At 70.2% G+C, this 21460-nt stretch carries 15 protein-coding genes; 11 read left to right on the top strand and 4 right to left on the bottom strand.

Going from position 1 to position 21460, the window contains the following annotated elements; all coding sequences use genetic code 11:
- The first annotated feature begins 262 nt into the window (after positions 1 to 262).
- Genes LZ198_RS18220 through LZ198_RS18200 form a run of 5 tightly spaced genes read left to right on the top strand, consistent with a single transcriptional unit; the run spans position 263 to position 4869 of the window.
- Entirely contained in the window at positions 263 to 943 is a 681-nt protein-coding gene (locus LZ198_RS18220) for a TetR/AcrR family transcriptional regulator (protein WP_253973268.1), read from the top strand.
- A complete protein-coding gene (locus LZ198_RS18215) occupies positions 940 to 1737 on the top strand; it encodes a CoA transferase subunit A (protein WP_253973267.1) in 798 nt (265 codons plus the stop codon). Before LZ198_RS18220 ends, LZ198_RS18215 begins: the two co-directional genes overlap by 4 nt.
- A complete protein-coding gene (locus LZ198_RS18210) occupies positions 1734 to 2474 on the top strand; it encodes a CoA-transferase subunit beta (protein WP_253973266.1) in 741 nt (246 codons plus the stop codon). The genes LZ198_RS18215 and LZ198_RS18210 overlap by 4 nt, the downstream gene beginning before the upstream one ends.
- 42 nt (positions 2475 to 2516) lie before the next feature.
- Positions 2517 to 3554, top strand: coding sequence for an alcohol dehydrogenase catalytic domain-containing protein (locus LZ198_RS18205; protein ID WP_253973265.1), 1038 nt, complete (start codon positions 2517 to 2519; stop codon positions 3552 to 3554).
- A 58-nt stretch (positions 3555 to 3612) separates the two neighbouring features.
- Positions 3613 to 4869 (top strand): hydroxymethylglutaryl-CoA synthase family protein, encoded by a 1257-nt coding sequence (locus LZ198_RS18200; RefSeq protein WP_253973264.1) that lies wholly within the window; start codon positions 3613 to 3615, stop codon positions 4867 to 4869.
- Positions 4870 to 4905: 36 nt separating this feature from the next.
- Here LZ198_RS18200 and LZ198_RS18195 read toward each other — a convergent pair whose 3' ends face one another.
- Positions 4906 to 6093: a hypothetical protein gene (locus LZ198_RS18195; RefSeq protein ID WP_253973263.1), complete on the bottom strand. Its 1188-nt coding sequence runs from the start codon at positions 6091 to 6093 to the stop codon at positions 4906 to 4908.
- A 125-nt stretch (positions 6094 to 6218) separates the two neighbouring features.
- Here LZ198_RS18195 and LZ198_RS18190 point away from each other — a divergent pair, with 125 nt between their 5' ends.
- Both LZ198_RS18190 and LZ198_RS18185 read left to right on the top strand, forming a co-directional pair.
- The gene (locus LZ198_RS18190) at positions 6219 to 7595 is read left to right on the top strand and encodes a tetratricopeptide repeat protein (protein ID WP_253973262.1); all 1377 of its coding nucleotides are present in this window, start codon (positions 6219 to 6221) and stop codon (positions 7593 to 7595) included.
- 262 nt (positions 7596 to 7857) lie between these two features.
- Positions 7858 to 9315 carry an SH3 domain-containing protein gene (locus LZ198_RS18185; protein WP_253973261.1) on the top strand — a complete coding sequence of 486 codons (1458 nt, stop codon included), beginning with the start codon at positions 7858 to 7860 and terminating at the stop codon, positions 9313 to 9315.
- A 49-nt stretch (positions 9316 to 9364) separates the two neighbouring features.
- On the opposite strand, the gene LZ198_RS18180 is transcribed toward LZ198_RS18185, so the two are convergent.
- The 3 genes from LZ198_RS18180 to LZ198_RS18170 all read right to left on the bottom strand — a co-directional run bounded on the left by LZ198_RS18180 (position 9365) and on the right by LZ198_RS18170 (position 14571).
- On the bottom strand, positions 9365 to 9949 hold the full coding sequence (locus tag LZ198_RS18180; RefSeq protein WP_253973260.1) for an alpha-ketoglutarate-dependent dioxygenase AlkB: 585 nt from the start codon (positions 9947 to 9949) through the stop codon (positions 9365 to 9367).
- Positions 9950 to 10084: 135 nt separating this feature from the next.
- Entirely contained in the window at positions 10085 to 14101 is a 4017-nt protein-coding gene (locus LZ198_RS18175; RefSeq protein WP_253973259.1) for a PPC domain-containing protein, read from the bottom strand.
- 125 nt (positions 14102 to 14226) lie between these two features.
- Complete coding sequence (locus LZ198_RS18170) at positions 14227 to 14571, bottom strand: hypothetical protein (protein ID WP_253973258.1); 345 nt, start codon at positions 14569 to 14571, stop codon at positions 14227 to 14229.
- A gap of 247 nt (positions 14572 to 14818) precedes the next feature.
- On the opposite strand from LZ198_RS18170, the gene LZ198_RS18165 reads away from it, so the two are divergent.
- The 4 genes from LZ198_RS18165 (at position 14819) to LZ198_RS18150 (ending at position 21224) form a co-directional block, all read left to right on the top strand.
- Positions 14819 to 15439: a TetR/AcrR family transcriptional regulator gene (locus tag LZ198_RS18165; RefSeq protein ID WP_253973257.1), complete on the top strand. Its 621-nt coding sequence runs from the start codon at positions 14819 to 14821 to the stop codon at positions 15437 to 15439.
- A 200-nt stretch (positions 15440 to 15639) separates the two neighbouring features.
- Positions 15640 to 16923, top strand: a complete 1284-nt coding sequence (locus tag LZ198_RS18160) for a TolC family protein (RefSeq protein WP_253973256.1) — start codon at positions 15640 to 15642, stop codon at positions 16921 to 16923.
- A 14-nt stretch (positions 16924 to 16937) separates the two neighbouring features.
- Positions 16938 to 18002, top strand: a complete 1065-nt coding sequence (locus tag LZ198_RS18155; RefSeq protein WP_253973255.1) for an efflux RND transporter periplasmic adaptor subunit — start codon at positions 16938 to 16940, stop codon at positions 18000 to 18002.
- Between the two features lie 42 nt (positions 18003 to 18044).
- A complete protein-coding gene (locus tag LZ198_RS18150) occupies positions 18045 to 21224 on the top strand; it encodes an efflux RND transporter permease subunit (RefSeq protein ID WP_253973254.1) in 3180 nt (1059 codons plus the stop codon).
- Positions 21225 to 21460 lie beyond the last annotated feature (236 nt).

Below are 21460 nucleotides of genomic sequence, written 5' to 3'. Positions count from 1 at the left end.
GTGAGCCGCATGACTGCCTGGTACCACGCGCCCCAGAGGACCTCTCCCCGAGGACGCCTGCCCGACGAGCCACGCCTCGGGCGCCCTGCGGCCTTCCCCCAGGCCCGGCACTCTCACAAATGCCCGTAACTCCAGGCCCGCACGGGCCTTGAGCGCCCCTTGTCGACGGGCTCTCGCGTTGACACCCTGCGTTGCAGCATGCTACCTACCGGTCGGTAGGTGGTGGCGTTGCAAAATTTACAGTCTCCAGGAAGGGGCACACGTGACGCACGGACGGAAGCCGGACGAGGGTGAGCGGTACCGGGTCATCCTGGAGACGGCGGCACGGCTCATCTGCGAGCGCGGCTACGAAGGCACGTCGATGCAGGAGATCGCCGCCGCGTGCCGGATGACGAAGGCGGGGCTCTACCACCACATCCAGAACAAGGAGCAGCTGCTCTTCGCCATCATGAACTACGGGATGGACCTGTTCGAGGAGCAGGTCCTCTCGCGCGTCCAGGACATCGCGGACCCGGTGGAGCGGCTGCGCGCCTGCATGCGGCACAACATCCTGCTGGTGACGCGGGGGTGGAGCAAGGAGGTCATCATCATCCTCCACGAGCACGCCACGCTCACCGGCGAGGCGCGCGCCTTCATCGACAGCCGCAAGAAGCGCTACGTCGACTTCCTGGAGGAGGCCTTCGCGCAGGCCGCGCAGCAGGGACGTATCCGCCCGGTGGACCCCACCATCGGCGCGTTCTCGTTCCTGGGCATGGTGCTGTGGGTCTACAAGTGGTTCAAGCCGGACGGGCGGCTGACGGACGAGCAGATCGCCGACGGAATGGTGGAGCTGCTCTTCCCGCCCATCGTCGCGGCGGCCGTCGACGGCCAGCCCGGCGTCTCCTCGCTGCGCGTCGTCCCCCGCGCCGCGGCGTCCGGCTCCGGTCAGGCGGAGGAGTCGTGAAGACGGCGCGGTGGTGTTCGCTGGAGGAGGCCGTCGCGTCGATTCCCGACGGCGCGTCGCTCGCCACGGGCGGCTTCATGCTGGGGCGCGCCCCCATGGCGCTGGTGCTGGAGCTCGTCGCCCAGCAGCGCCGCGGGTTGAGCCTCATCTCGCTGCCCAATCCCCTGCCCGCGGAGCTGCTGGTGGCCGGCGGGTGCCTGGCGCGCGTGGACATCGCGTTCGCGGCGCTGAGCCTGGAGGGGCGCGTGCGGCCCATGCCCTGCCTCAAGCGGGCCATGGAGCAGAACACCATCGCGTGGCGCGAGCACGACGGCTACCGCGTCGTCCAGCGGCTGCGCGCCGCGTCCATGGGCCTGCCCTTCATCCCCGCGCCGGACGCGGACGTGTCGGGGCTGGCGGAGGCGGAGCCGCCGCGCAGGGTGGTGGACCCCTTCACGGGCGAGAGCGTCCCGGTGGAGCCCGCCTTCTTCCCGGACGTGGCCCTCATCCACGCGCGCGCGGCGGACGAGCGCGGCAACCTCTACATGGAGGACCCCACCACGGACCTGCTGGTCGCGGGCGCCGCGCGGCGGGTCATCGCCACGGTGGAGGAGCGCGTCGCCAAGCTGCCCCGCGCCACCATCCCCGGCTTCCAGGTGGACCGCATCGTCCTGGCCCCCGGCGGCGCGCTGCCCACGGGGTGCGCGGGGCTCTACCCCCACGATGACGCCGCCCTGGCGCGCTACCTGTCGCTGGCGGAGACGGGCCGCGAGGCCGAGTTCCTGGAGTCGCTCAAGGCCCGGAGGGCCGCATGACCGCAACGGTGGACATCACCCCCGCGGAGACCGTGGTCTCCGTCCTGGCGAAGCAGATCGACGACGGCGCCGTGGTGGCGACGGGCGTCGCCTCGCCCCTGGCCATCCTCGCCATCGCGGTGGCGCGGGCCACCCATGCGCCGAACCTGACGTACCTGGCCTGCGTGGGCTCGTTGGACCCGGACATCCCCTCGCTGCTCCCCTCCTCCGAGGACCTGAGCTACCTGGACGGCCGCTCCGCGGAGATCTCCATCCCGGACCTGTTCGACCACGCGCGGCGCGGCCGGGTGGACAACGTCTTCTTCGGCGCGGCGGAGGTCGATGCCATCGGCCGCACCAACATGACGGCCAGCGGCAGCCTGGACCGGCCGCGGACGAAGTTCCCCGGCGTGGCGGGCGCGGCGACGCTGCGCCAGTGGGTGAGGAAGCCGGTGCTGCTGGTGCCCCGCCAGTCGCGTCGCAACCTGGTGCCCGAGGTGCAGGTGGCGACGACGCGGGACCCGCGCCGTCCGGTGAGCCTCATCTCCGACCTGGGCATCTTCGAGTTGGGCGCTTCGGGCGCGCGGCTCGTGGCGCGCCACCCGTGGGCGACGGTGGAGGGCATCGCCGAGCGCACGGGCTTCGACTTCACGGTGGAGGACGACCTCCCCGTCACCCCGCTGCCGGATGCGGGCACCGTCGCCGCCATCCGCGCCCTGGACCCTCGTGGCCTCCGCGACCAGCTCGTCGGGGCCTGACCCTTCTCAGCATTCGCAATCGAGTTTCTCGGAGGTACGGAGATGAAGGCCGTCGTTCTGCGCAGTTTCGGTGAAGCGGGCAACCTCAAGCTGGAGACCGCTCCGGTCCCCACCCCGGGCAAGGGCGAGGTGCTGTTGCGCGTTCACGCCTGTGGGGTCTGCTACCACGACGTCATCAACCGCCGCGGCAACCTGCCGCGCACCAGCGTCCCCGCCATCCTCGGCCACGAGGCCGCCGGCGAGGTCATCGCGGTGGGTCCGGACACGCCGGGATGGAAGACGGGAGATCGCGCGGCGACGCTGCAGCGGCTGTCCTGCGGCGAGTGCGCCCTGTGCCGCAGCGGGCGCAACAGCCTGTGCAAGACGGACAACCGCTTCTTCGGCGAGGAGCTGCAGGGCGGCTACGCGCAGTTCATGATCGCCCCCGTCCGGGGCCTGGGCCGCGTCCCGGCGTCGCTGCCGTGGGAGGAGGCCGCCACCGTGTGCTGCACCACGGGCACGGCCGTCCACACGCTGCGCACGCGGGGCAAGGTCCGCGCGGGTGAGACGGTGCTCATCACCGGCGCCAGCGGCGGCGTGGGCATGTCGGCCGTGCAGCTCGCGAAGCTGGACGGGGCGCGCGTCATCGCCGTGACGTCCGGCGAGGCGAAGGTGCAGCCGCTGCGCGAGGCGGGCGCGGACGAGGTCATCCTCTCGCGCGGACTGGAGTTCGCGTCGGAGGTGCGCAAGCGGACCTCCGGCCAGGGCGTGGACCTGGCGGTGGAGATCGTCGGCAGCGCCACGTTCGACCAGACGCTGAAGTCGCTGGCGCCGGGTGGCCGCCTCGTGGTGGTGGGCAACCTGGAGTCCGGGCTGGTCCAGGTCAACCCCGGGCTGGTCATCGTGAAGGAGCTTGAAATCATCGGCGCGTATGCGACGAACCAGGCGGAGCTCGACGAAGCGCTGCGCCTGACGGCCACCGGAGGGGTGCGCCAGTTCGTCACGGACAAGGTGCCGCTGGCCGAGGCGGCGCGGGCGCACTTCCGGCTGGAGAACCGCGAGGTGGCGGGCCGGCTGGTGCTGGTGCCGCCCGAGGCGTGAAGCAGCGCAGGCAAGCCCACGAGCATTCGACGCACGAGTCGAGGAAGCGAGGAGTCCCATGAAGAGGCGGGTTGGAATCGAAGCGCTGGCGGTGGCGGTGCCGTCCCGGTACGTGGACATCGAGGACCTGGCGCGGGCGCGCGGCGTGGACCCGGCGAAGTTCACCGCGGGCCTGGGCGCCAAGGAGATGGCCGTCACGGACCCTGGCGAGGACACCGTCTCGCTGGCGGCCACGGCGGCGGCGCGGCTGCTGCGTCAGCAGGACGTGGACCCGTCGCGCATCGGGATGCTGGTGGTGGGCACGGAGACGGGCATCGACCACTCGAAGCCCGTGGCCTCCCACGTCCAGGGCCTGCTGAAGCTGCCGCGCACCCTGCGCACCTTCGACACGCAGCACGCGTGTTACGGCGGCACCGCCGGGCTCATGGCCGCGACGGAGTGGATCGCCTCCGGCGCGAGCGGGGGCAAGGTGGCCGTGGTCATCTGCTCGGACATCGCGCGCTACGGCTTGAACACCGCGGGCGAGCCCACGCAGGGCGGCGGCGCCGTGGCCCTGCTGGTCTCCGAGCAGCCGGACCTGTTGGCCGTGGACGTGGGCCTGAACGGCGCCTGCACCATGGACGTGTATGACTTCTGGCGGCCCATCGGCCGGCGCGAGGCGCTGGTGGACGGGCACTACTCCATCAACTGCTACCTGGAGGCCCTCTCCGGCGCGTACCGGGGCTGGCGCGAGAAGGCGCTGGCGGCGGGGCTGGTGCGCTGGGCCGGCACGCTGCCGGGCGAGCAGTTGGCGCGTATCGCGTACCACGTGCCCTTCTGCAAGATGGCGCGCAAGGCGCACACGCAGCTCCGCCTGTGCGACCTGGAGGACGCGGTGGGTCCCGGACCGGGGACGCCCGAGGCGCGCGAGGAGGTGGCGAAGTCGGCCGCGAGCTACGACGCGCAGGTGGCCTCGTCGCTGGGGCTGAACGCGCGCATCGGCAACGTGTACACGGCCTCGCTGTATCTGGCGATCGCGGGCCTGCTGCAGAAGGAGGCCGCGCAGTTGGCGTCGCAGCGCATCGGCCTGCTGTCCTACGGCAGCGGCTGCATGGCGGAGTTCTACTCCGGCGTCGTCGGGGAGAAGGCCGCGGAGCGCATCGCCCGGGCGGACCTGGACGGCGTGCTGGCGCGCCGCGAGCGCGTCTCCATCGAGGAGTACGAGCGGCTGATGAAGCTGCCCTCGGACACCCCCGAGGCGAAGACCCCGGCGCCGGGCGCGTTCCGGCTCGCGGAGATTCGAGACCACAAGCGCCTCTACGTCGAGGGCGCGTAGTCCGTCGTGATTTGTCGGGGCCACGCGTGACGGAGGCTATCCGTCGCGCGTGGGCCTCCGCGGGATGCGCCCTTGCGCGAGCGCCTGGGCACAGGCCTCCCGGTTGAACGGAAGTCCGACCTGGTTGAACCAGGGATGCGGCTTCGCGTCGCCGGGCACCCACACGCGCTCGTTCTCTACGAGCGCCGCGAGGAGTCGCTGCTGTGCGACGGTGAGCGCCCTCCCCTCCGCGCCGCGCAACGCGAAGGCGAGGAGCGGGCCCCACTCCTCGTCGGCGTCTTCCCGCCTCGATGCACGCGCGAGGGCCTCCGCCGCGCCGGCGAGCGGCTCGAACTCGCGCAGGTGCTTCGACAATCGCTCCAACACGACGAACCGGACAGGTCCCGCGAGCTGGGGAGGCTTGTGGCCGAACCAGCCGTCCACGTCGCGTGACTGGCGCTCGAGGAGCTCGATGAGCCACCGCGTCGAGGGGTCATCGGGTGTCTGCGCGGGAACGAGCGCGAGCGCGGCGCACAGGCGCACGCCTGGAGAGGGGTCCTCGCTGAACTCCACGGGAAGTTCCCCCAGGTCTCCGAGAGCGAGGACCAGCGAAGCCCGCTCGTCCACGTCCCGCGTGGTCCGCGCAAGGGTCCACACGCGAGTCGTGAGGTCCTTCCGCGGCGGCTCGGGTACGGACTGCGCGAAGGCCGCGAAGGCCATGGCCGCCCGAACCCGGCGCGCCGCATCGGGGCTGTCGAGTCCGTCACGGACGGCAGCGAGGATGATGGGACGGACGCGCAGGCAGCCGAGCATGGACTGGGCATGGAGGGCATCCGAGGCCTCTTCATCGTCGTAGAGGGCGTCGTCGTCCCCGGCTTCGATGAACGGCGTGAGGTCGAACCGCGCCTGGTGCTCCAGTGTGGCTTCCGTGTCGTGGGCACGGTCGCAGACCTGGAGGACTCCGGCGAGGAACCCCAGGAGCGCGGCGCGGACCGGGGCCGCTCCCTGGTCGAGTCGCGGGTCGTCGAGGAGTCCCACGGCCACTCGGGCGACCACCTCCGTCGCGGGCCAGGGCGTCCCCTGGTGGAGGATGGCCGACCAGAGGTGGTTCATCGCCGCGTGACGACCACGTGGCTCGAGTTCGAGCAGGGCGCGGAGGTGGGCCGGCGTCTCCGTCGCGCGACCGTAGGCGTGAAGCAGTCGCGACCAGTCCGTCAGTTCGAGCGCATCGAATACTGTCGACATCGGGCGCAGTGTAGCTCCCATCGAGGTACCGCGAGCGGATCCAGCCCCCGAAGGAATTCCCCGTCTCGCGTCAGAAGCCGCGCCGCACGCCGTCCGCGCCGTCACCCGACTCCATGGGAGCCCACGTGCCACACTCGTACGCCGACCTCCGTGATCAGACGCTCGCCGCCCTCGACTCGCAGGAGACGAACAAGGCGTTCCGGACCCTCCGAAGCGTCCTCCGCTACCCTGGAATGCCCGAGCTGCGGACGAAGGAAAACTGGAGCGAGTCGTGGGAGGTGTTCGCCCGCATCGCGGCCGAATTCGCGGGTGAGGAGCTGGCGCAACAGGTCCGTGACGTCGCCCCTCTGCCTGAGGACCCGGAGCCGTACTACGACCTCGGATATGAGCTGATCGAGCAGGGCCTCAACGACCTCGCGGCGACCGTCCTGCGGCGCGCGTTCGAGCTGGCCCCGGACTCCGAGGGCATCGTCTACGAGCTCGTGTCGGCCCTGGAGCGCATCGGGGCGCACGGCCACGCGGTGCGCACGTTGCGTGCCCCGCCGGGGCTGGTCGACACGCGGTTCATGGCTTGTTACCTGCTCGCGTACAACTCGGTGATGACCGGCGACCTCGACGAACTCCGGCGCCGACTTCCCCTCCTGGAGCGCCTGCGCCACATCCCGGAGGCGCTCCCAGACCAACCGCCCGAGCAGCACGTCCATCTGGACGCCATGACGGTGCGCCTGCGGCGCTTCCTGGCCCGCGCCGAGGCCGTCCATCGCGCGACGCCGCTCGACCTCACCGACCTGCGCGGCTGGCAGTTCGTCACGACCGGAACCGTGCTGCTCCACCTGTCTCCCTATGGCTTCGATGAGGGGATGACCGGACGGTACGCCTTCATCCAGGACTCCGAGGGGCTCTGCATGGAGGGGCTCCGCCGCGTGGAGGCGAGCCTGAAGCACGCGGGGGTCCGCGTCCCACGCGTGTTCGTCCTTCCCGACCAGAACAGCGCCATCCTCGCCCACGCGGCGGCGAAGCACCTGGGTGTGCCCGCCGAGCCATGGCCGGAGGGAGGAAGCGATGCCCCCGGACTGCTGGTCGCCTACGACCTGTCGGACCTGGACGAAGAGCTGCTTTCGTCGCTGCGCAACCATCAGCCGGGGCAGGTGCTCTGGAGCCACCTCACGTGCTGGACCGAGGCAAGCCCTTTCGCGGCGGACCTGACCACGTACCTCTACCAGAACAAGACGACGCCCTGGGGCGAGCGCCTGATGATGAACCCCGAGACGCGCAAGGTGGAGCGGACGCAGCCCGATGACCGCCCCGTCGAGGCGCTGGCGAACGACCTCCTCTCAGCGGAGCTGGAGGCGAACGCGTTGGACGACCTGCCCACGCTTCTCGCCCTGGTCGACAGCCTGGAGGACCTCACGGGCGACGCCGCACCAGGCTGGGCGCGCCCCGCGGGCTTCCGGCCCCGACACCTGACCGACTCTCCCGTGAAGAGCAGTCAGTTCATCTGAAGGGCTTCCACATTCGCTGAAGGCTGGGAGGCCACCCTCGAGCTCGATGGTCAACCCGAGACTCCGGCGGAAGTCATCCAGCTTCGGGCGGAAGTGGTGATCACCGTCTACTCCGCTCCCACCTGAGGCGCCATGAGCACCCACGGCAACTCCGGGCGTCACCAAGAGTGAACGCCATCATTCCGCGAAATAGCGGGCCCTGAAGGTTCGTTGTTCCGGAGAGCAAGCAGCCGGCCACCAGCGCCCTCCGGGAGTCGAGCACATGAACCGCCACACATCCACGTCAGCTCGCGCGACGACACGCCGGGCCAGCGCTCGCGCATGGCACACGTGGGTGCGGTCCCTCGTGGTGATGGGGGCCAGCACCGGCATCGCGGCGTGCGCCACACCGTCCACGCTCGCCGTGTCACCCGCCGGGGTGCCGGCATTCAGCGACGAGATGCTGTCGCCCGAGTTCTGGATCCGCCGCGCCCCCGCGCCGGATGACGTGTTGCTCGATTCGAGCCAGGTGGCGGAGAAGCGCCTGCGCGCCTCCGGTCCGGAGGGGGGCCTGGTCGACCTGAAGCGCATCCCCGCCGCGCTGACGCGGGAACAGGTCACCGGCTGGGTCGACGACGCACAGCGGACGCCCATCCAGGCCGTCATCGACGAACAGGGCCAGCCGGTGACCGCGGCGACGCTCGACGCGCTCCGCCGAAACGCCGCGACCGAGCACATCCCCGACACCTCCGCCGCGCGCTACGGCCTCAGCGTGCGGCGCACACACCTGCGATCGCTGCCGTCCGACCGACAGTTCTTCGCGGCGGAGGACCAGCGCGACTACGAGAGCCTCCAGGCTGGCGTCCTGTTCCCGGGCGAACCGGTCGTCATCGCGCACCACAGCGCGGACCAGCGATGGCTGCTCGTCATGACGACGCAGGGGCCCGCCTGGGTCCGGAGCGGCGACATCGCGGAAGGTACGGCGGACGCCGTCTTCGCGTACGTGGAGAAGGCGCCCGGACGGGTCGTCACCGGAGACCAGGTGCGCACGGTCTTCACGCCAGAAGCACCCGCCGTGTCCGAACTCGAGCTCGACATGGGAACCGCCCTGCCCCGAGCCGAGGTCGCGCCCGACGAGCCCATCAACGGCGCCAGCAGCTACGCGTCATGGCCGGTGCAACTGCCGGTGCGCCAGCAGGACGGCACGCTGGCCTTCGGCAACGCGCTGTTGCGCCGCACCGCCGATACGGCACCGGGCTATCTCCCGGTGACGCGGGCCAACATCCTCCGTCAGGCGTTCAAGTTCCTCGGCGAGCGCTATGGCTGGGGGCACCAGTTCAATGCGCGGGATTGCAGCGGCCTGACGAGCGAGGTGTACCGCAGCATGGGGCTGCACCTGCCCCCCAACTCGGGACTGCAGGGGAAGAGCGCGGCGCTGAACCACCGCCTCTTCACGGAACAGGACTCACATGCCGAACGGGTGCGCGCCCTGGAACAGGCCCAGGTGGGCGACCTCGTCGTCGTCCCGGGCCACGTGCTGATGATCATCGGCCACGTGAACGGCGAGCCCTACGTCATCCAGGACGTCCCGTACGCCGTTTTCAAGGACCCCGCCACGCGGCAGCTCCGCAAGACGAAGCTGAACCAGGTCTCCGTCACCCCGCTGCTCCCGCTGTATGCCACCGACACGACCCTGTACGTGGATGCGATGACCAGCCTCGTTCACGTCACGCGGCCATAGGCCCGACGGCCCCATCAACAGACGGGTGGCGCTGAGCCCCGGCATCGACTCAAGCGCTGAACGCGCGAATCGTCACCGAAATCCGCCGTCCGCGTGCCTGCGCGGAGGGCGGCACCTCGTGGGTGAAGGCGCGGTTCGTCGACCACGGAATCACGATGACGCCGCCGTTCACCGCGGGGATGTCGATGAAGCCCTCCCCCTTCCAGGGCCGCATGCGGAACGCGCGCTGCTCTCCGAACGAGAGCGTGACGATGGGGGTGCCCTCGACGCGGTTGACGTCACTGTCGCGATGCTTGCCGATGTAGTGGTCCTCCGTGCCTTCGTACCAGTTCAACAGCAGGCCATTGAGGCGCGCGTCGAACTCGGTTCGCGACCACTGGAGCCACTGCTCCATGGACGGGGTGAGGGGCAAGGCCCGGTTGACGCGCCCCGTGTAGTGGTAGTCCGCGCCATAGGCCTGCTGCCACCGTGGCGTGCGGACCCGCCGCCCATGGATCTGGATCTCGTGGAACTCCACGGGATGGAGCCCCCAGAGCGCCTCGAAGGCTTCGTCCAAGAGCACGAGTTCGCGAGGCAACTGCCCCACCAGGACCTCATGACCGTCGCCGAGTGGAATGGAGCGGAGCTCTGCCATGGACTGAACCTATGTCCAGCATCCCGACCGGAGCAAGGTCCCGGAGCCACCCCACCCGAGCGGAGGACCTCCTGGGTGTGCTCACGCTCCGGACACCCGGGCGCCCATCCCTCGAGGCGCCCGGGTGCCCGCCGGCTATCGGAGCGGCGCCTCGACGGTCAACCAGATGCCGCTGTGGGCGCCCGTGGGCGTCAGGGTGACGTACCAGGGGCCCGGCGCTGGATGGGAGACGTTGCAGCCCTGGCGCCCCGCGGAATCTGGAGCGGCGCAGACCCCGTCCACCGGCGTCGGAGGCGCGCCCTGCTGGAGCGAGAGCAGGACGGACCCTTGGGGGCTGGAGCCGGAGCGCCCCGTCCTCACCGCGAGGGTCGGGGTCCCCTCCGGCACCATGAACTTGTAGGTCCGCACCTGGCTCGGGGTCCCCGAAAGCCCCTTCAACAACAGCCCAGGGAGGAGGAACGTCGCGTCATCCACCCACGCGCCATGGAAGCCCACGACCTGCGTATGGGAATGGGCATACGACGTGGACCGCACCATCGCGTACCAGGTGCCCGCCTCCGGAGAGAGCACCTTGCAGCGCACGCTCCCCGCGGAGGGCTCCGGGCAACGCAGGCTCCCCGTCGTGGGGAGCGAGCCCCGCGACAGATGGACAGCCAGGTCTCCCGTCGTGCTCGACGACGACTTCGCATCGAACGTCAACACGGCCTCTCCGGCGGGGACCTCCAGCTTGAAGAACTGCGGCTGCCCGGGTTGGACGGCGAGGTGGGGAATGGGGAGTCCATTGGAGAGCGCGGTGACGCTCCCTGCGCCGAGGAATCCCCCCATCAGCGACTGCTGCTCGTATGACGCGCCCTCGTCGAGCGACACGAACCAGGTCCCCGCGCGAGGATTCTGGATGAGGCACTGCCGCCCCCGGACCGTGGAGGTCACCGTGCAATCCAGGCTCGCGCCCGCCACGGGGCGCCCGCCGAACTTCACCTTCAGCGCGGGAGGTCCACCCCAGCCGTCTTCCGTCGTGAACCACAACGACGCCTGCCCCGGGGGAACCTCCATCTTCCAGAGCTTGCGAGCGCTGGGACGCGCGAACGGAATCGTGATCGGCACGTGTGAGGCGAGCTCTGGAACGTCCTCGCCCGGTGTCAGGGCATACGTCCCGGACACCTGTGAGTACGAATACGTCTCGCGCGACAGCACACCCACGTACCAGGTCCCCGCCTGGGGCTGGACGAAGTCGCAATCCTCCTCGTGCCCTCCCGGACGCGTCGAGGCGCAGTCGTAGGTCGTCGCGGTGGGCAGCGCTCCACGTCGGACGAAGAGGTTCGCGTCAGCGACCCCCTCCGTCCATCCCCGGAGGTTGAAGTTCAGGTCGCTGACCCCCTCGGGTACCTCCATCTTCCAGTAGGTCATCGTGGAGGCAGCGGCCTCCAGCTCGTTCTCCATCAGGCCATTGACCAGCGTCCGCACCTCCCTGTTCGTCGTCGTGAGGCGCAGCGCGCCCTCGAAGTCGCGAGGGAGGTGGACCGTGACGTACCAGACGCCCGCCTCCGGGTTGGGAACACCGCAGGCATTGACGGCTTCGCAGCGCGAGGCGAAGTCCGTTGGGAATCCGCCCCGTTGGATCCAGACGCTGCCATCGGCGAACGGATCCTTCTTGGACCGGAGCACCTCCGCGAAGAGATAGGGCCGCCCCTCGGGGACCTCCACCCGGAAGGTCTGGGACAGGTGCTCCAGGGAGGAGAGGGATACGACGGCATCCTCGGCGGCCGACAGGACGGGGCCCGTCTGCGAATACGTGGCGCGCAGGGTGAGCATCGACAGCTCTCCGGGGTCCGCGACGGAGGACACCGTCACCAACGCGAACCAGATCCCCGCCTGCGGGTCGAAATAGCTGCACGACTCGTTGGAGGTCGACGCGCGCGCCGAGGCGCAATCGTAGTCCGACTCCGTGGGCAACGAGCCCCGCTTGACGTAGAGGTCCGCCCCGACGCCATTGCCCCCCGACAGGGAGAACCGCATCCCCACCTGACCAGGAGGGACCTCCAGACGGAAGTAGTTCAGGGCACGCTTCGTGGTGATGCCCCACTGGGTCTGGTGGGTCCGGATCTCCCGGGGGGCGGTGAGCTTCGCGACGAGCCGCGTCCCCGTGAAGGACGTCTCACCGATGACTCGCACGTACCAGAGGCCCGGTGCGGGGCGCTCGAAGGAGCAACTCGTGGACCGGCCACAGGAGGAGGTGCTCCCGAACGGAGGAACCTCGCCGGGCTTCGGCACCAGTGACACGCTGCCCGTGCCGCCGCTCAGCGACAGCTCGAGGAGTGCCTGATTCGGTGGAACCTCCACGGCGAACACCCGGTCATCGAGCGGCGTCCCGGAGAACTCGGACGAGGGCTGCCCGGCGACCAGCGCGACGGGAGGGGCCGCGGGTTCGGCCGTGTGGCGCGCCGTCACCGTCCGCCCCTGGAGGGGCATGGCGGGGTTGGACTCCACCAGGAAGTACCAGGTCCCCGCCTGGGGATTCTCGACGTCACACGAGCTCGAATCGCTCCCCTTGCAGTTGAAGGTGGACGAGGTGGGCCTGGCGCCGCGACGACCGTAGAGGGTCCCCAAGCCCGCGCCGCCCTCGACCCAGAAGGACGACCGCCGCTGTCCCGCCGGGACCTCCAGGGTGAAGTAATAGCGGTCGTAGGGCTCGCCGCCGATGCCCGACACGGCCTGGCCGTTCGTCAGCGCCTGGGTGCGCACCACGCCCCGATAGGTGCCCTTCATCGACAGATTGGTGAAGGAGCTGGGCGACGAGCCCGGCGTGATCAGCGCATACCAGGGCCCCGCGGCGGGCTCAGTGAAGTCGCAGGCCCCCTGGGTGCTGGTCAGTCGACAATCGTAGGTGGTCCCCACGGGAGGCGCGCCGAAGCGCACGTCCATCTTGAAGGAGCCGGTCTTCAGGGACGGCACCACGAACCGGACGTTGCCCACGTCCGGCGGGACGTCCAGCCGATACAGGAACGGCCCGCCGCTGGCGCTCGAGGCAATGGAGACCGGCTCCCCGTTCACCAACGCGGTGCCCTGCCCCATCCCCACCGCGCCCAGGAGGGTCACCCCACTGAAGGCCGCGAAGCCGCGCACGACGATGAAGTACGTGCCAGCCTGGGGAAGCGTCATCGAGCACGTCTCCGCGTTGCCGCCCACCCACGAGCGACAGTCGTAGCTGCTCGTGGTGGGCATGCTCCCCCGCTTGACATAGAGGTCCGCGTCACCCGTTCCGCCCGTGAGCGTCACGTCGAGCGAGTACTTCCCCGCGGGGACCTCCAGCGCATACAGGAGCTGCGCATCCTTCGCCCCCGAGAGGTTCGAGACGGGCTGGCCCGGGGTGAGCACCGCCAGCGGCGACACCAGCGACGCGAGGAGCTTCGCGCCGGCGAAGGCCTCGTAGCCGCGCAACATCACGTACCAGGTACCCGCCTGGGGCGCGCTCACCCGGCAGCTCTCCGTGTTGCCGGTGTTCCACGAGCGGCAGTCGTAGCTCGTGAGCCCGGGCATCCCGCTGCGCCGCAGATAGAGGTCGGCGTCCCCCGTCCCCTCCGAGAGCACCACGTCCAGTTGCGCCTGCCCCGCGGGGACCTGGAACGAGTACGTCACCCAATCGCCGACCGCGCCGGAGACGTCCGTCACCGGCAGGCCCGGGGTGAGCACGGGAATGGGCTGTGGACGCGGCCCCGACGCGCTGTAGCTCCCCGTGAGCACCACGTTGGAGAAGGAGGTCGTGGCGGTGAGCAGCACGTACCAGGCGCCGGCCGTGGTGCTGCCGGAGACGGTGCAGCGCTCCACACTGTCCGACCCCGAGGAGACGCACTGCGCCTGGGTGTCGGTCGGCGCGGCGCCGAAGGCGACCCGCATGTCCGCGTTCCCCGGGCCGCCGCTCGTGGTGAAGGTGACGGTGTTCTGGTCCACCGGGACGTCCAGCCGGTAGAGCAACTGGGTGCCGACAGGTGCCGCCAGGAAGTAGACGGGGGTGTCCGGCACCAGGACGCCGGCCTCCAATGCCCCGGACAGGCCACCGAAGGAGTCCGACTCCGAGGTGCGAGCTTCACCACCACAGGCGCTCACCAGGAGCAGCGCCCCGGCGAGCAGGAGAATGCATGGACGACGGTTCACGAGGTCCTCGAGACGTGACGGGCCCTCGAGGCAGGCTTCCCCCGAATGCCCTGGTTATGGCAATCGGGTAGCATCTGCATCTGACATCCCGTGCGACCCGAGGAGTGGTCACACCCCGTCAGGCGTCACATCGTGCGCAGCGGACCGTGGTCGTCGCAGTGCGAGTCGTGGACGTGGTGCAGGTGCCCCTCGACGAGGTAGTCGACGTGATCCCCGTGGGGGACGCCCTCGTGTCCGCAGTCCGGGCCGTGCGTGTGCCCCTGCGCGTGGCCCGAACACTGATGAGACGGCGTACAGCGACTCGGGTTGGTCGCGTCCACCGCGATGGTACATTCATCGGTGTGGCCGTTGTGGCTGTGGTGAAGGTGCCCCTCGTGCATGTAGTCGACGTGGTCCCCGTGCTTCACCGGGGTGTGACCGCAGTTACCGCCGTGGACGTGCTCGTGGTTCGTGTGTGTCGTGTGCGCCATGTGCTGCCTCCGTCCAGCGCGGTATAGGGAGCCGGAGGCCCGCCACGAAGCTCCCGCAGTCGCCCCACTGTGCCCGGCACGACGAAGCCGGGACGACTCTTCACGATTCGCGACACGCCCCCGTCCTCGCGGCCTGGACGCGGGGCCAGCCCCTCGGCGGCTCGATTGCCTCCGTGACGCGGTCCGTGACTTGACACCCTGCGTGGCCCCTGCCTAAGGATTGGTTGAGTAGCGACTCGATAACCCCATGGCCCGTCCCGTCTCCATCCGCGACGAAGACATCCTCGATGCGGCGCGAGAGGTCTTCCTCGCGCACGGCATCCGGGCCACCTCCGCCATGGTCGCCGAGCGGGCACGCGTGTCGGAGGGCATCATCTTCCGCCGCTTCAAGACCAAGGACGGGCTGTTCCGCGCCGCGCTCGACCTGGACCTCGTGGACCCGCCGGAGATCGCCGACCTGGAGCAGCGCGTGGGCCAGGGCACCGTCGTCGACAACCTGCACGACGCGGGCGTCGCGCTCGTGGGGATCCTCCGGCTGCTCGTCCCCCTCAACGTCCTCGCCCTGAGCAACCCCAGCCGCTCCGGGCCCATCGGCAGTCGGGCCAGGCCCAATCCCCGGGAGGCCTACTCCTCCATCCTCGCGAACTACACCCGCGGGGAGGTGGCCCTGGGGCGCCTGCGGGACGTCGACCCCGACCTGTTCGCCTGCGCGTTCATCGGCGGCATCAACGACTACGTCGTCGGGCAGACGTTCCGCGCCGACACGACTCCCCTCAGGGCCCTCACCGTGCCCGCCTTCATCCGCGCCCTGCTCGACCTGCTGATGCGCGGCGCCCAGCTCACACCCGAGCCGCCCCGCCGCCGCTGACCCGCTCCCTCCTCACCGCAAGACCTCCCCCGCGCACGCCCCATTAATGAGTCCCCATTCAATAAATCACCGATTCCGGGGCTCTCACGGGATGCGCTCCTGACCTGGCCGCTCTCCTCGTTCACACACCGAGACTTCCTCGAATGCCACTTCTTCGCGCCGAATTAATGAGCGGAAAATCAATAATCAGGGTCCTCGCGATGGCGGTGCTGGGCCTCGCACCAGGAGCGTGGGCGCTCCAACCCCTGGAGACGTTCGTCCGCGCAGCGCGCGAGGGGAGTCCTGACAACCAGGAGGCCCGCGCCACCGCCGCGCAGCAGCAGGCGCAGGCGCAGGTGGCGCTCGGGGGCGCGCTCCCCAACCTCACCGCGCGAGGCACCTACACGCGCAACCAGGCCACCGCGGAGATCAACCTCCAGCTCGACCCCAACGCGCCGCCCATCCGGGCCGTCCTCACGCCCTCGGACCAGCTGGACGCGGTCATCACCCTGAACGTGCCGCTGGTGGACCTCGCCCGCTTCCAGCGCATCTCCGCGGCGCGCACCGGCGCTCGAGCGGCGGAGCATCAAGCCGAGGCCACCCGCCTCCAGGTCGAGGCCAACGTGGTGCAGGGCTACTACCAGCTCGTCGCCAACGCGGCGCTCGTGGAGGCCTCGCGACAGGCGCTCGACGTGGCCCGCGCGAGCCTGACGCTCACCGAGGACCGCCAGGAGGCGGGCACCGCCTCGTCGCTCGAGGTGGACCGCGCCCGCGCGGAGGTGGAGCGACAGGTCCAGCAGCTCGCCTCGTCCGAGCTGTCCCTCTCCCTCTCCGCCCGCTCCCTGGAATCGATGTCGGGGCTCGCCCCGGAGCTGGACGCCCCCGTGGGGCCCATCCAGGACGACCTGCACCCCGAGCCCGGGCTGGAGACGTTCGCGACCCCGGAGCTGGAGCTGCCCTCGCTGGCCGCGGCCCAGGCCAACACACGCGCCGCCGCGCAGCAGGCCCGCGCGCAACGCCTCACGCTCCTGCCCACCCTGTCCGGCAACGTGACGGAGCGCATCACCAACGCCGCGGGCTTCGCCGGGAACAAGGCGTCCTACACGGCGGGGCTCTCCCTGAACTGGATGCTCGACTACACCACCTTCGCCAGCATGAAGAGCCAGGACGCGGCGCTCGCGGTGGCCCGGGCCCGCGAGGAGCGCACCCGTCGGAGCGCGTCCGACGGCATCCACCGCGCGTGGAGCCAGGTCTCCGCCAACATCGCGAAGAGCCGCTCGGCGCGCGCCCAGGTGCAGGCGACGAACCACGCCTCGGAGCTGGCCCTGGACCGCTACCAGGTCGGCGCCGCCACCCAGCTCGACCTGCTCCAGGCCCAGCGCGATGCCTTCAGCGCCGAGGTCTCCCGCATCCAGGCCGACGCCGAGCTGGCCAACGCGCGCGCCCAGCTCCGCATCGCCGCCGGCAAGGACCCGTTCTCGCCCTCCACTCCCTCCGACACCTGAATCCGAGCCCCCTCATGAAGACCTCCGCGTCCACGCCTTGCGCGCTCCTCTTGCTGTCGCTGTCCGCCTGCTCCCGCCAGGAGGCCGAGCCCGCCGCCGCCCCGCCCCCTCCCGCCATCCACGTCGACACCGTCACCGTCGAGGCCCACCCGATGCCCCGGGCGCTCCCCTTGACGGGCTCGCTCGTGTCCAACCAGAAGTCGGACGTGGCGGCCAACGCCTCCGGCGTCGTCATCAAGACCTTCGTCGAGCGCGGCACCTTCGTGAAGGCCGGTCAGCCCCTGGTCCAGCTCGACACGCGCAACGCCGTGCTGTCCCAGGCCGAGGCGCGGGCCAACCTGGGCAACGCCCAGGCGCAGCAGGAGCTGGCCAGGTCCCAGTGCGAGCGCTACCAGAAGCTGCTCGACAAGGGCGCCATCAGCCGCGACGAGTGGGAGAAGATCTCCTCCCAGTGCAAGGCCTCCACCGGCACCGCCGAGGCCGCGCGCGCCCGGGTGGAGCTGGCGCAGAAGACGCTCGGTGATGCCATCGTCCGCGCCCCCTTCGCGGGCATGGTCGACGAGCGCTCCGTCAGCGTCGGTGAGTACGTGCAGCCCAACTCCAAGGTGGCCCACGTCGTGGAGCTGGACCCGCTGCGCATCCAGCTCCTGGTGGGCGAGGCCGACATCCAGCAGATCCAGGAGGGCCAGCAGGTGGCCTTCGACGTGTCCGCGTTCCCCCGTCAGGTCTTCACCGGGACGGTGAAGTACATCGGCCCCACCGTTCGCGCCGACAGCCGCGACCTCGTGGTGGAGGCCGTGGTGGACAACCCGGACCGCAAGCTGCGCCCCGGCATGTTCGCCACCGCGCACCTGCAGCTCACCGAGCACGCGCTGCCCTCCGTTCCCAAGGCCACCCTCGTCGTGGACGGAGAGACCACGCGCCTCTTCACGGTGGTGGAGGGGCACATCGAGGAGCGCGTCGTCCAGACGGGCCCCGAGCGTGATGGTCGCGTCGCGGTCGTCGAGGGCGTGAAGCCCGGCGAGCGCGTCGTCAGTCAACCCGGCCCCCAGGTGAAGGACGGCACGCCGGTCAACTGACCGCGAGCCCCCTCCCCCGCTCTCCACCGAGGACCTTCCCGCATGCAATGGCTCGCCAACCTCGCCGTCCGACGCGCCGTCTTCGCGTCGGTGCTGATGATCGCCATCGTCGTCGTCGGCATCGCCGGCTACGCCAACCTGGGCGTGGACGCCTTCCCCAAGGTCGACGTCCCCGTCATCACCGTCACCACCCGCCTGGACGGCGCCTCGCCCGAGGTCGTCGAGACGGAGATCACCGAGAAGATCGAAGAGGCCGTCAACACCATCTCCGGCATCGATGAGCTGCGCTCCGTCTCCAGCGACGGCGTGAGCCAGGTCATCATCAACTTCACGCTCGAGAAGGACATCGACGTGGCCGCCCAGGACGTGCGCGACCACGTCTCCGTCGTCCTCAACGACCTCCCCACCGGCATCGACCAGCCCGTCATCACCAAGATGGACCCGGATGCCAGCCCCGTCCTCTACATCGCGCTGAAGAGCCCGCCGGGCGCGTCGCTGCGCGACACCACCGAGCTGGCCGACAAGCGCCTCAAGCGGGAGATCGAGAACGTCTCCGGCGTGGGCGAGGTGGCCGTCGTCGGCGGGCGCGACCGGCAGGTCAACGTGTGGCTGGAGAGCGAGGCGCTGCGCGCCTTCGGCGTCACCGCGGCGGACGTCCAGCGCGCCCTGGCCGCGCAGAACCTGGAGGCCCCCGGCGGGACGCTGCAAACGGGACCCAAGGACCTGAGCCTGCGCGTGCAGGGGCGCGTCGAGTCCGTCGAGGCGCTCGGCCGCATCGTCATCCGCAACGTGGAGGGTCGCCCCGTCCGCATCCGGGACGTCGCCCGCGTCGAGGACGGCGAGGTGGAGGAGCAGACGGCGGCGCGCCTGGACGGCGAATCCACCGTCGTGCTGACGGTGCGCAAGCAGAGCGGCGAGAACACCGTCGCGGTGGTGAAGGCGGTGCGCGGGCGGATCGACCGCGTCCGCAAGCTCCTGCCCCAGGGATACACGCTCGACGTGGTGCGGGACACGTCCGGCACCATCCAGACGCAGGTCCACTCCGTGACGGAGCACCTGGTGCTCGGCGCGCTCTTCTCCGCGCTCGTGGTGCTGCTCTTCCTGGGCAACGTGCGCTCCACGCTCATCGCGGCGCTCGCCATCCCCATCTCCATCATCGGGACGTTCGCCCTGATGTGGCTGCAGGGCTTCACGCTCAACATCATCACCCTGCTGGCCCTGGCCCTGGCGGTGGGCATCGTCATCGACGACGCCATCGTGGTGCTGGAGAACATCGTCCGCTTCATCGAGGAGAAGAAGCTCAAGCCCTTCCCCGCCGCCATCCTCGCCACGCGGGACATCGGCCTCGCGGTGCTCGCCACCACGCTGAGCCTCATGGCGGTGTTCATCCCCGTGGCCTTCATGACGGGCATCGTCGGCCGGTTCCTCAAGGGCTTCGGCCTCACCATGGCCTACGCCATCGGCGTGTCCCTCATCGTCTCCTTCACCCTGACGCCCATGCTGGCGGCGCGGTGGCTGGACCCGGCTCCCGAGGGAGGTCACGCGAAGAAGACGGTGCTCCAGAAGCTCGTGGACCGCTTCTACCAACCCATCGAGGACGTCTACATGGCGATGCTGCGCTACGTGATGCGCCATCGCTGGCTCGTCGTCGTGGCGTGCGTGGTGACGCTGGGCTCCTGTGTCCCCATCTTCAAGGCCGTCCCGGTCAGCTTCCAGCCGCCCAACGACGAGGCGAACTTCGCCATCAACATCCGCACCCCGGAGGGCACCAGCCTCCAGTCAACCCTCATCGTCGCCGAGCGCATCGCCCGGGAGACGCGGCGGATTCCAGGCGTCGCCCACACGCTGACCACCATCGGTGACGGCGCCCGGCGCACGCCCAACGTGGCCAACATCTACGTGCGGCTCGTGGACCCCGTCGAACGGACACAGAGCCAGCAGGAGCTGGGGGCGCGCGTCCGACGCGACATCATCTCCAAGCAGCCCAAGGAGCTGCGCATCGACGTCTCCGACGTGAGCGCCTTCTCCGGAGGCTCCAGCAAGTCCGTGCAGTACATCCTCAACGGGCCGGACCTGGACATGCTGGGCGGGTACAGCCAGCGCATCGTCGAGGAGCTGCGGAAGTTCCCCGGCGCCGCGGACGTGGACTCCAGCATGGTGCTGGGCAAGCCCGAGGTGCGCGTCCACGTGCTGCGCGACAAGGCGGCGGACCTGGGCGTCCAGGTGGCGGACATCGCCAACACCCTGCGACTGCTCGTGGGCGGCATGGACGTCTCCACGTTCCAGGACGGCGGCGAGGACTACGACGTGCGTCTGCGGGCCCAGGCGTCCGACCGGAACCACGTGGAGCGCCTCCTGCGGATGACGGTGCCGTCCAACCGGCTCGGCACGGTGCCGCTGCGCGACGTCGTCGAGCTGACCCAGGAGACGGGCCCGTCCGAAATCGCCCGGCTCAACCGCCGCCGGCAGGTCACCGTCGCCGCCAACGTCCAGCCCGGCGTGGGACAGAGCGTGGTGTCCAAGCGCCTGGAGGAGATCGTCAAGACGCTGGAGCTCCCGTCCGGCTACTCGGCGGCGCCCACCGGGCAGTCCCGTGAGATGGGGCGCACCATGGTGTCGTTCATGACGGCGTTCGCCCTGTCCTTCATCTTCATGTACCTCATCCTGGCGGCCCAGTTCGAGAGCTGGATCCACCCCTTCACCATCCTCTTCTGCCTGCCACTCACCGTGCCGTTCGCGCTGCTGTCGCTGCTCATCTTCGGGCAGACGTTCAACCTCCAGTCCGCGCTCGGCCTGCTGGTGCTCTTCGGCGTGGTGAAGAAGAACTCCATCCTCCAGGTGGACCACACCAACAACCTGCGCGCGAAGGGGATGGCTCGGGCCGAGGCCATCCTGGAGGCCAACCGCGACCGACTGCGCCCCATCCTGATGACGACCATCGCGTTCGTCGCGGGCATGGTGCCGCTCGTCACCTCCAAGGGCATCGGCGCGGGCATCAACCGCGCCACCGCGGGCATCGTCGTGGGCGGACAGACGCTCTCACTGCTGCTCACCCTGCTGGCCACCCCCGTCCTGTACTCGCTGCTGGACGACGCCGTGGAGTGGTGGCGCCGTCGCCGGGCGAACCGGGCCGTCGTGGACCGGGGCGAGGGAGAGCTGATCCACCTCGACCGCCCGGAGCCCCTGCCCGTGGAGCCTTCCGCCTCGTCGAGCGGGAGCTGACGAACCGAGAACCCCGTCCCCGGAGGCCGACCGTCATGTTCATCCTGTTCGCCATGTACATGGTCTTGCCCCAGGGGGCGGGCCCGGACGCAGGAAAGACCACCGGGGACGGGGGGCGTCCCCGTCACCCTCCTCCGTCCCGCCGACGCGCGAAGGCCCCCAAGCCCACCGTCCCCCGGCCCGGAGCCATCGCGCGTCGACGCAAGGCTCCCCGCGCGCCCAGAGCGCGTTGACCC

The sequence above is a fragment of the Myxococcus dinghuensis genome, from assembly GCF_024198235.1.
GTDB lineage: Bacteria > Myxococcota > Myxococcia > Myxococcales > Myxococcaceae > Myxococcus > Myxococcus dinghuensis.
The sequence above is the reverse complement of the archived record's forward strand: the minus strand, read 5'-3'. Positions and strand labels throughout refer to the sequence as shown.

Bases quoted from the DNA above. Each gene is read 5' to 3' on its own strand.
- LZ198_RS18210 (WP_253973266.1), top strand. From the start codon at position 1,734: ATGACCGCAACGGTGGACATCACCCCCGCGGAGACCGTGGTCTCCGTC.
- LZ198_RS18185 (WP_253973261.1), top strand. From the start codon at position 7,858: ATGAACCGCCACACATCCACGTCAGCTCGCGCGACGACACGCCGGGCC.
- LZ198_RS18170 (WP_253973258.1), bottom strand. From the start codon at position 14,571: ATGGCGCACACGACACACACGAACCACGAGCACGTCCACGGCGGTAAC.
- LZ198_RS18165 (WP_253973257.1), top strand. From the start codon at position 14,819: ATGGCCCGTCCCGTCTCCATCCGCGACGAAGACATCCTCGATGCGGCG.
- LZ198_RS18205 (WP_253973265.1), top strand. From the start codon at position 2,517: ATGAAGGCCGTCGTTCTGCGCAGTTTCGGTGAAGCGGGCAACCTCAAG.
- LZ198_RS18200 (WP_253973264.1), top strand. From the start codon at position 3,613: ATGAAGAGGCGGGTTGGAATCGAAGCGCTGGCGGTGGCGGTGCCGTCC.
- LZ198_RS18155 (WP_253973255.1), top strand. From the start codon at position 16,938: ATGAAGACCTCCGCGTCCACGCCTTGCGCGCTCCTCTTGCTGTCGCTG.
- LZ198_RS18195 (WP_253973263.1), bottom strand. From the start codon at position 6,093: ATGTCGACAGTATTCGATGCGCTCGAACTGACGGACTGGTCGCGACTG.
- LZ198_RS18150 (WP_253973254.1), top strand. From the start codon at position 18,045: ATGCAATGGCTCGCCAACCTCGCCGTCCGACGCGCCGTCTTCGCGTCG.
- LZ198_RS18180 (WP_253973260.1), bottom strand. From the start codon at position 9,949: ATGGCAGAGCTCCGCTCCATTCCACTCGGCGACGGTCATGAGGTCCTG.
- LZ198_RS18160 (WP_253973256.1), top strand. From the start codon at position 15,640: ATGGCGGTGCTGGGCCTCGCACCAGGAGCGTGGGCGCTCCAACCCCTG.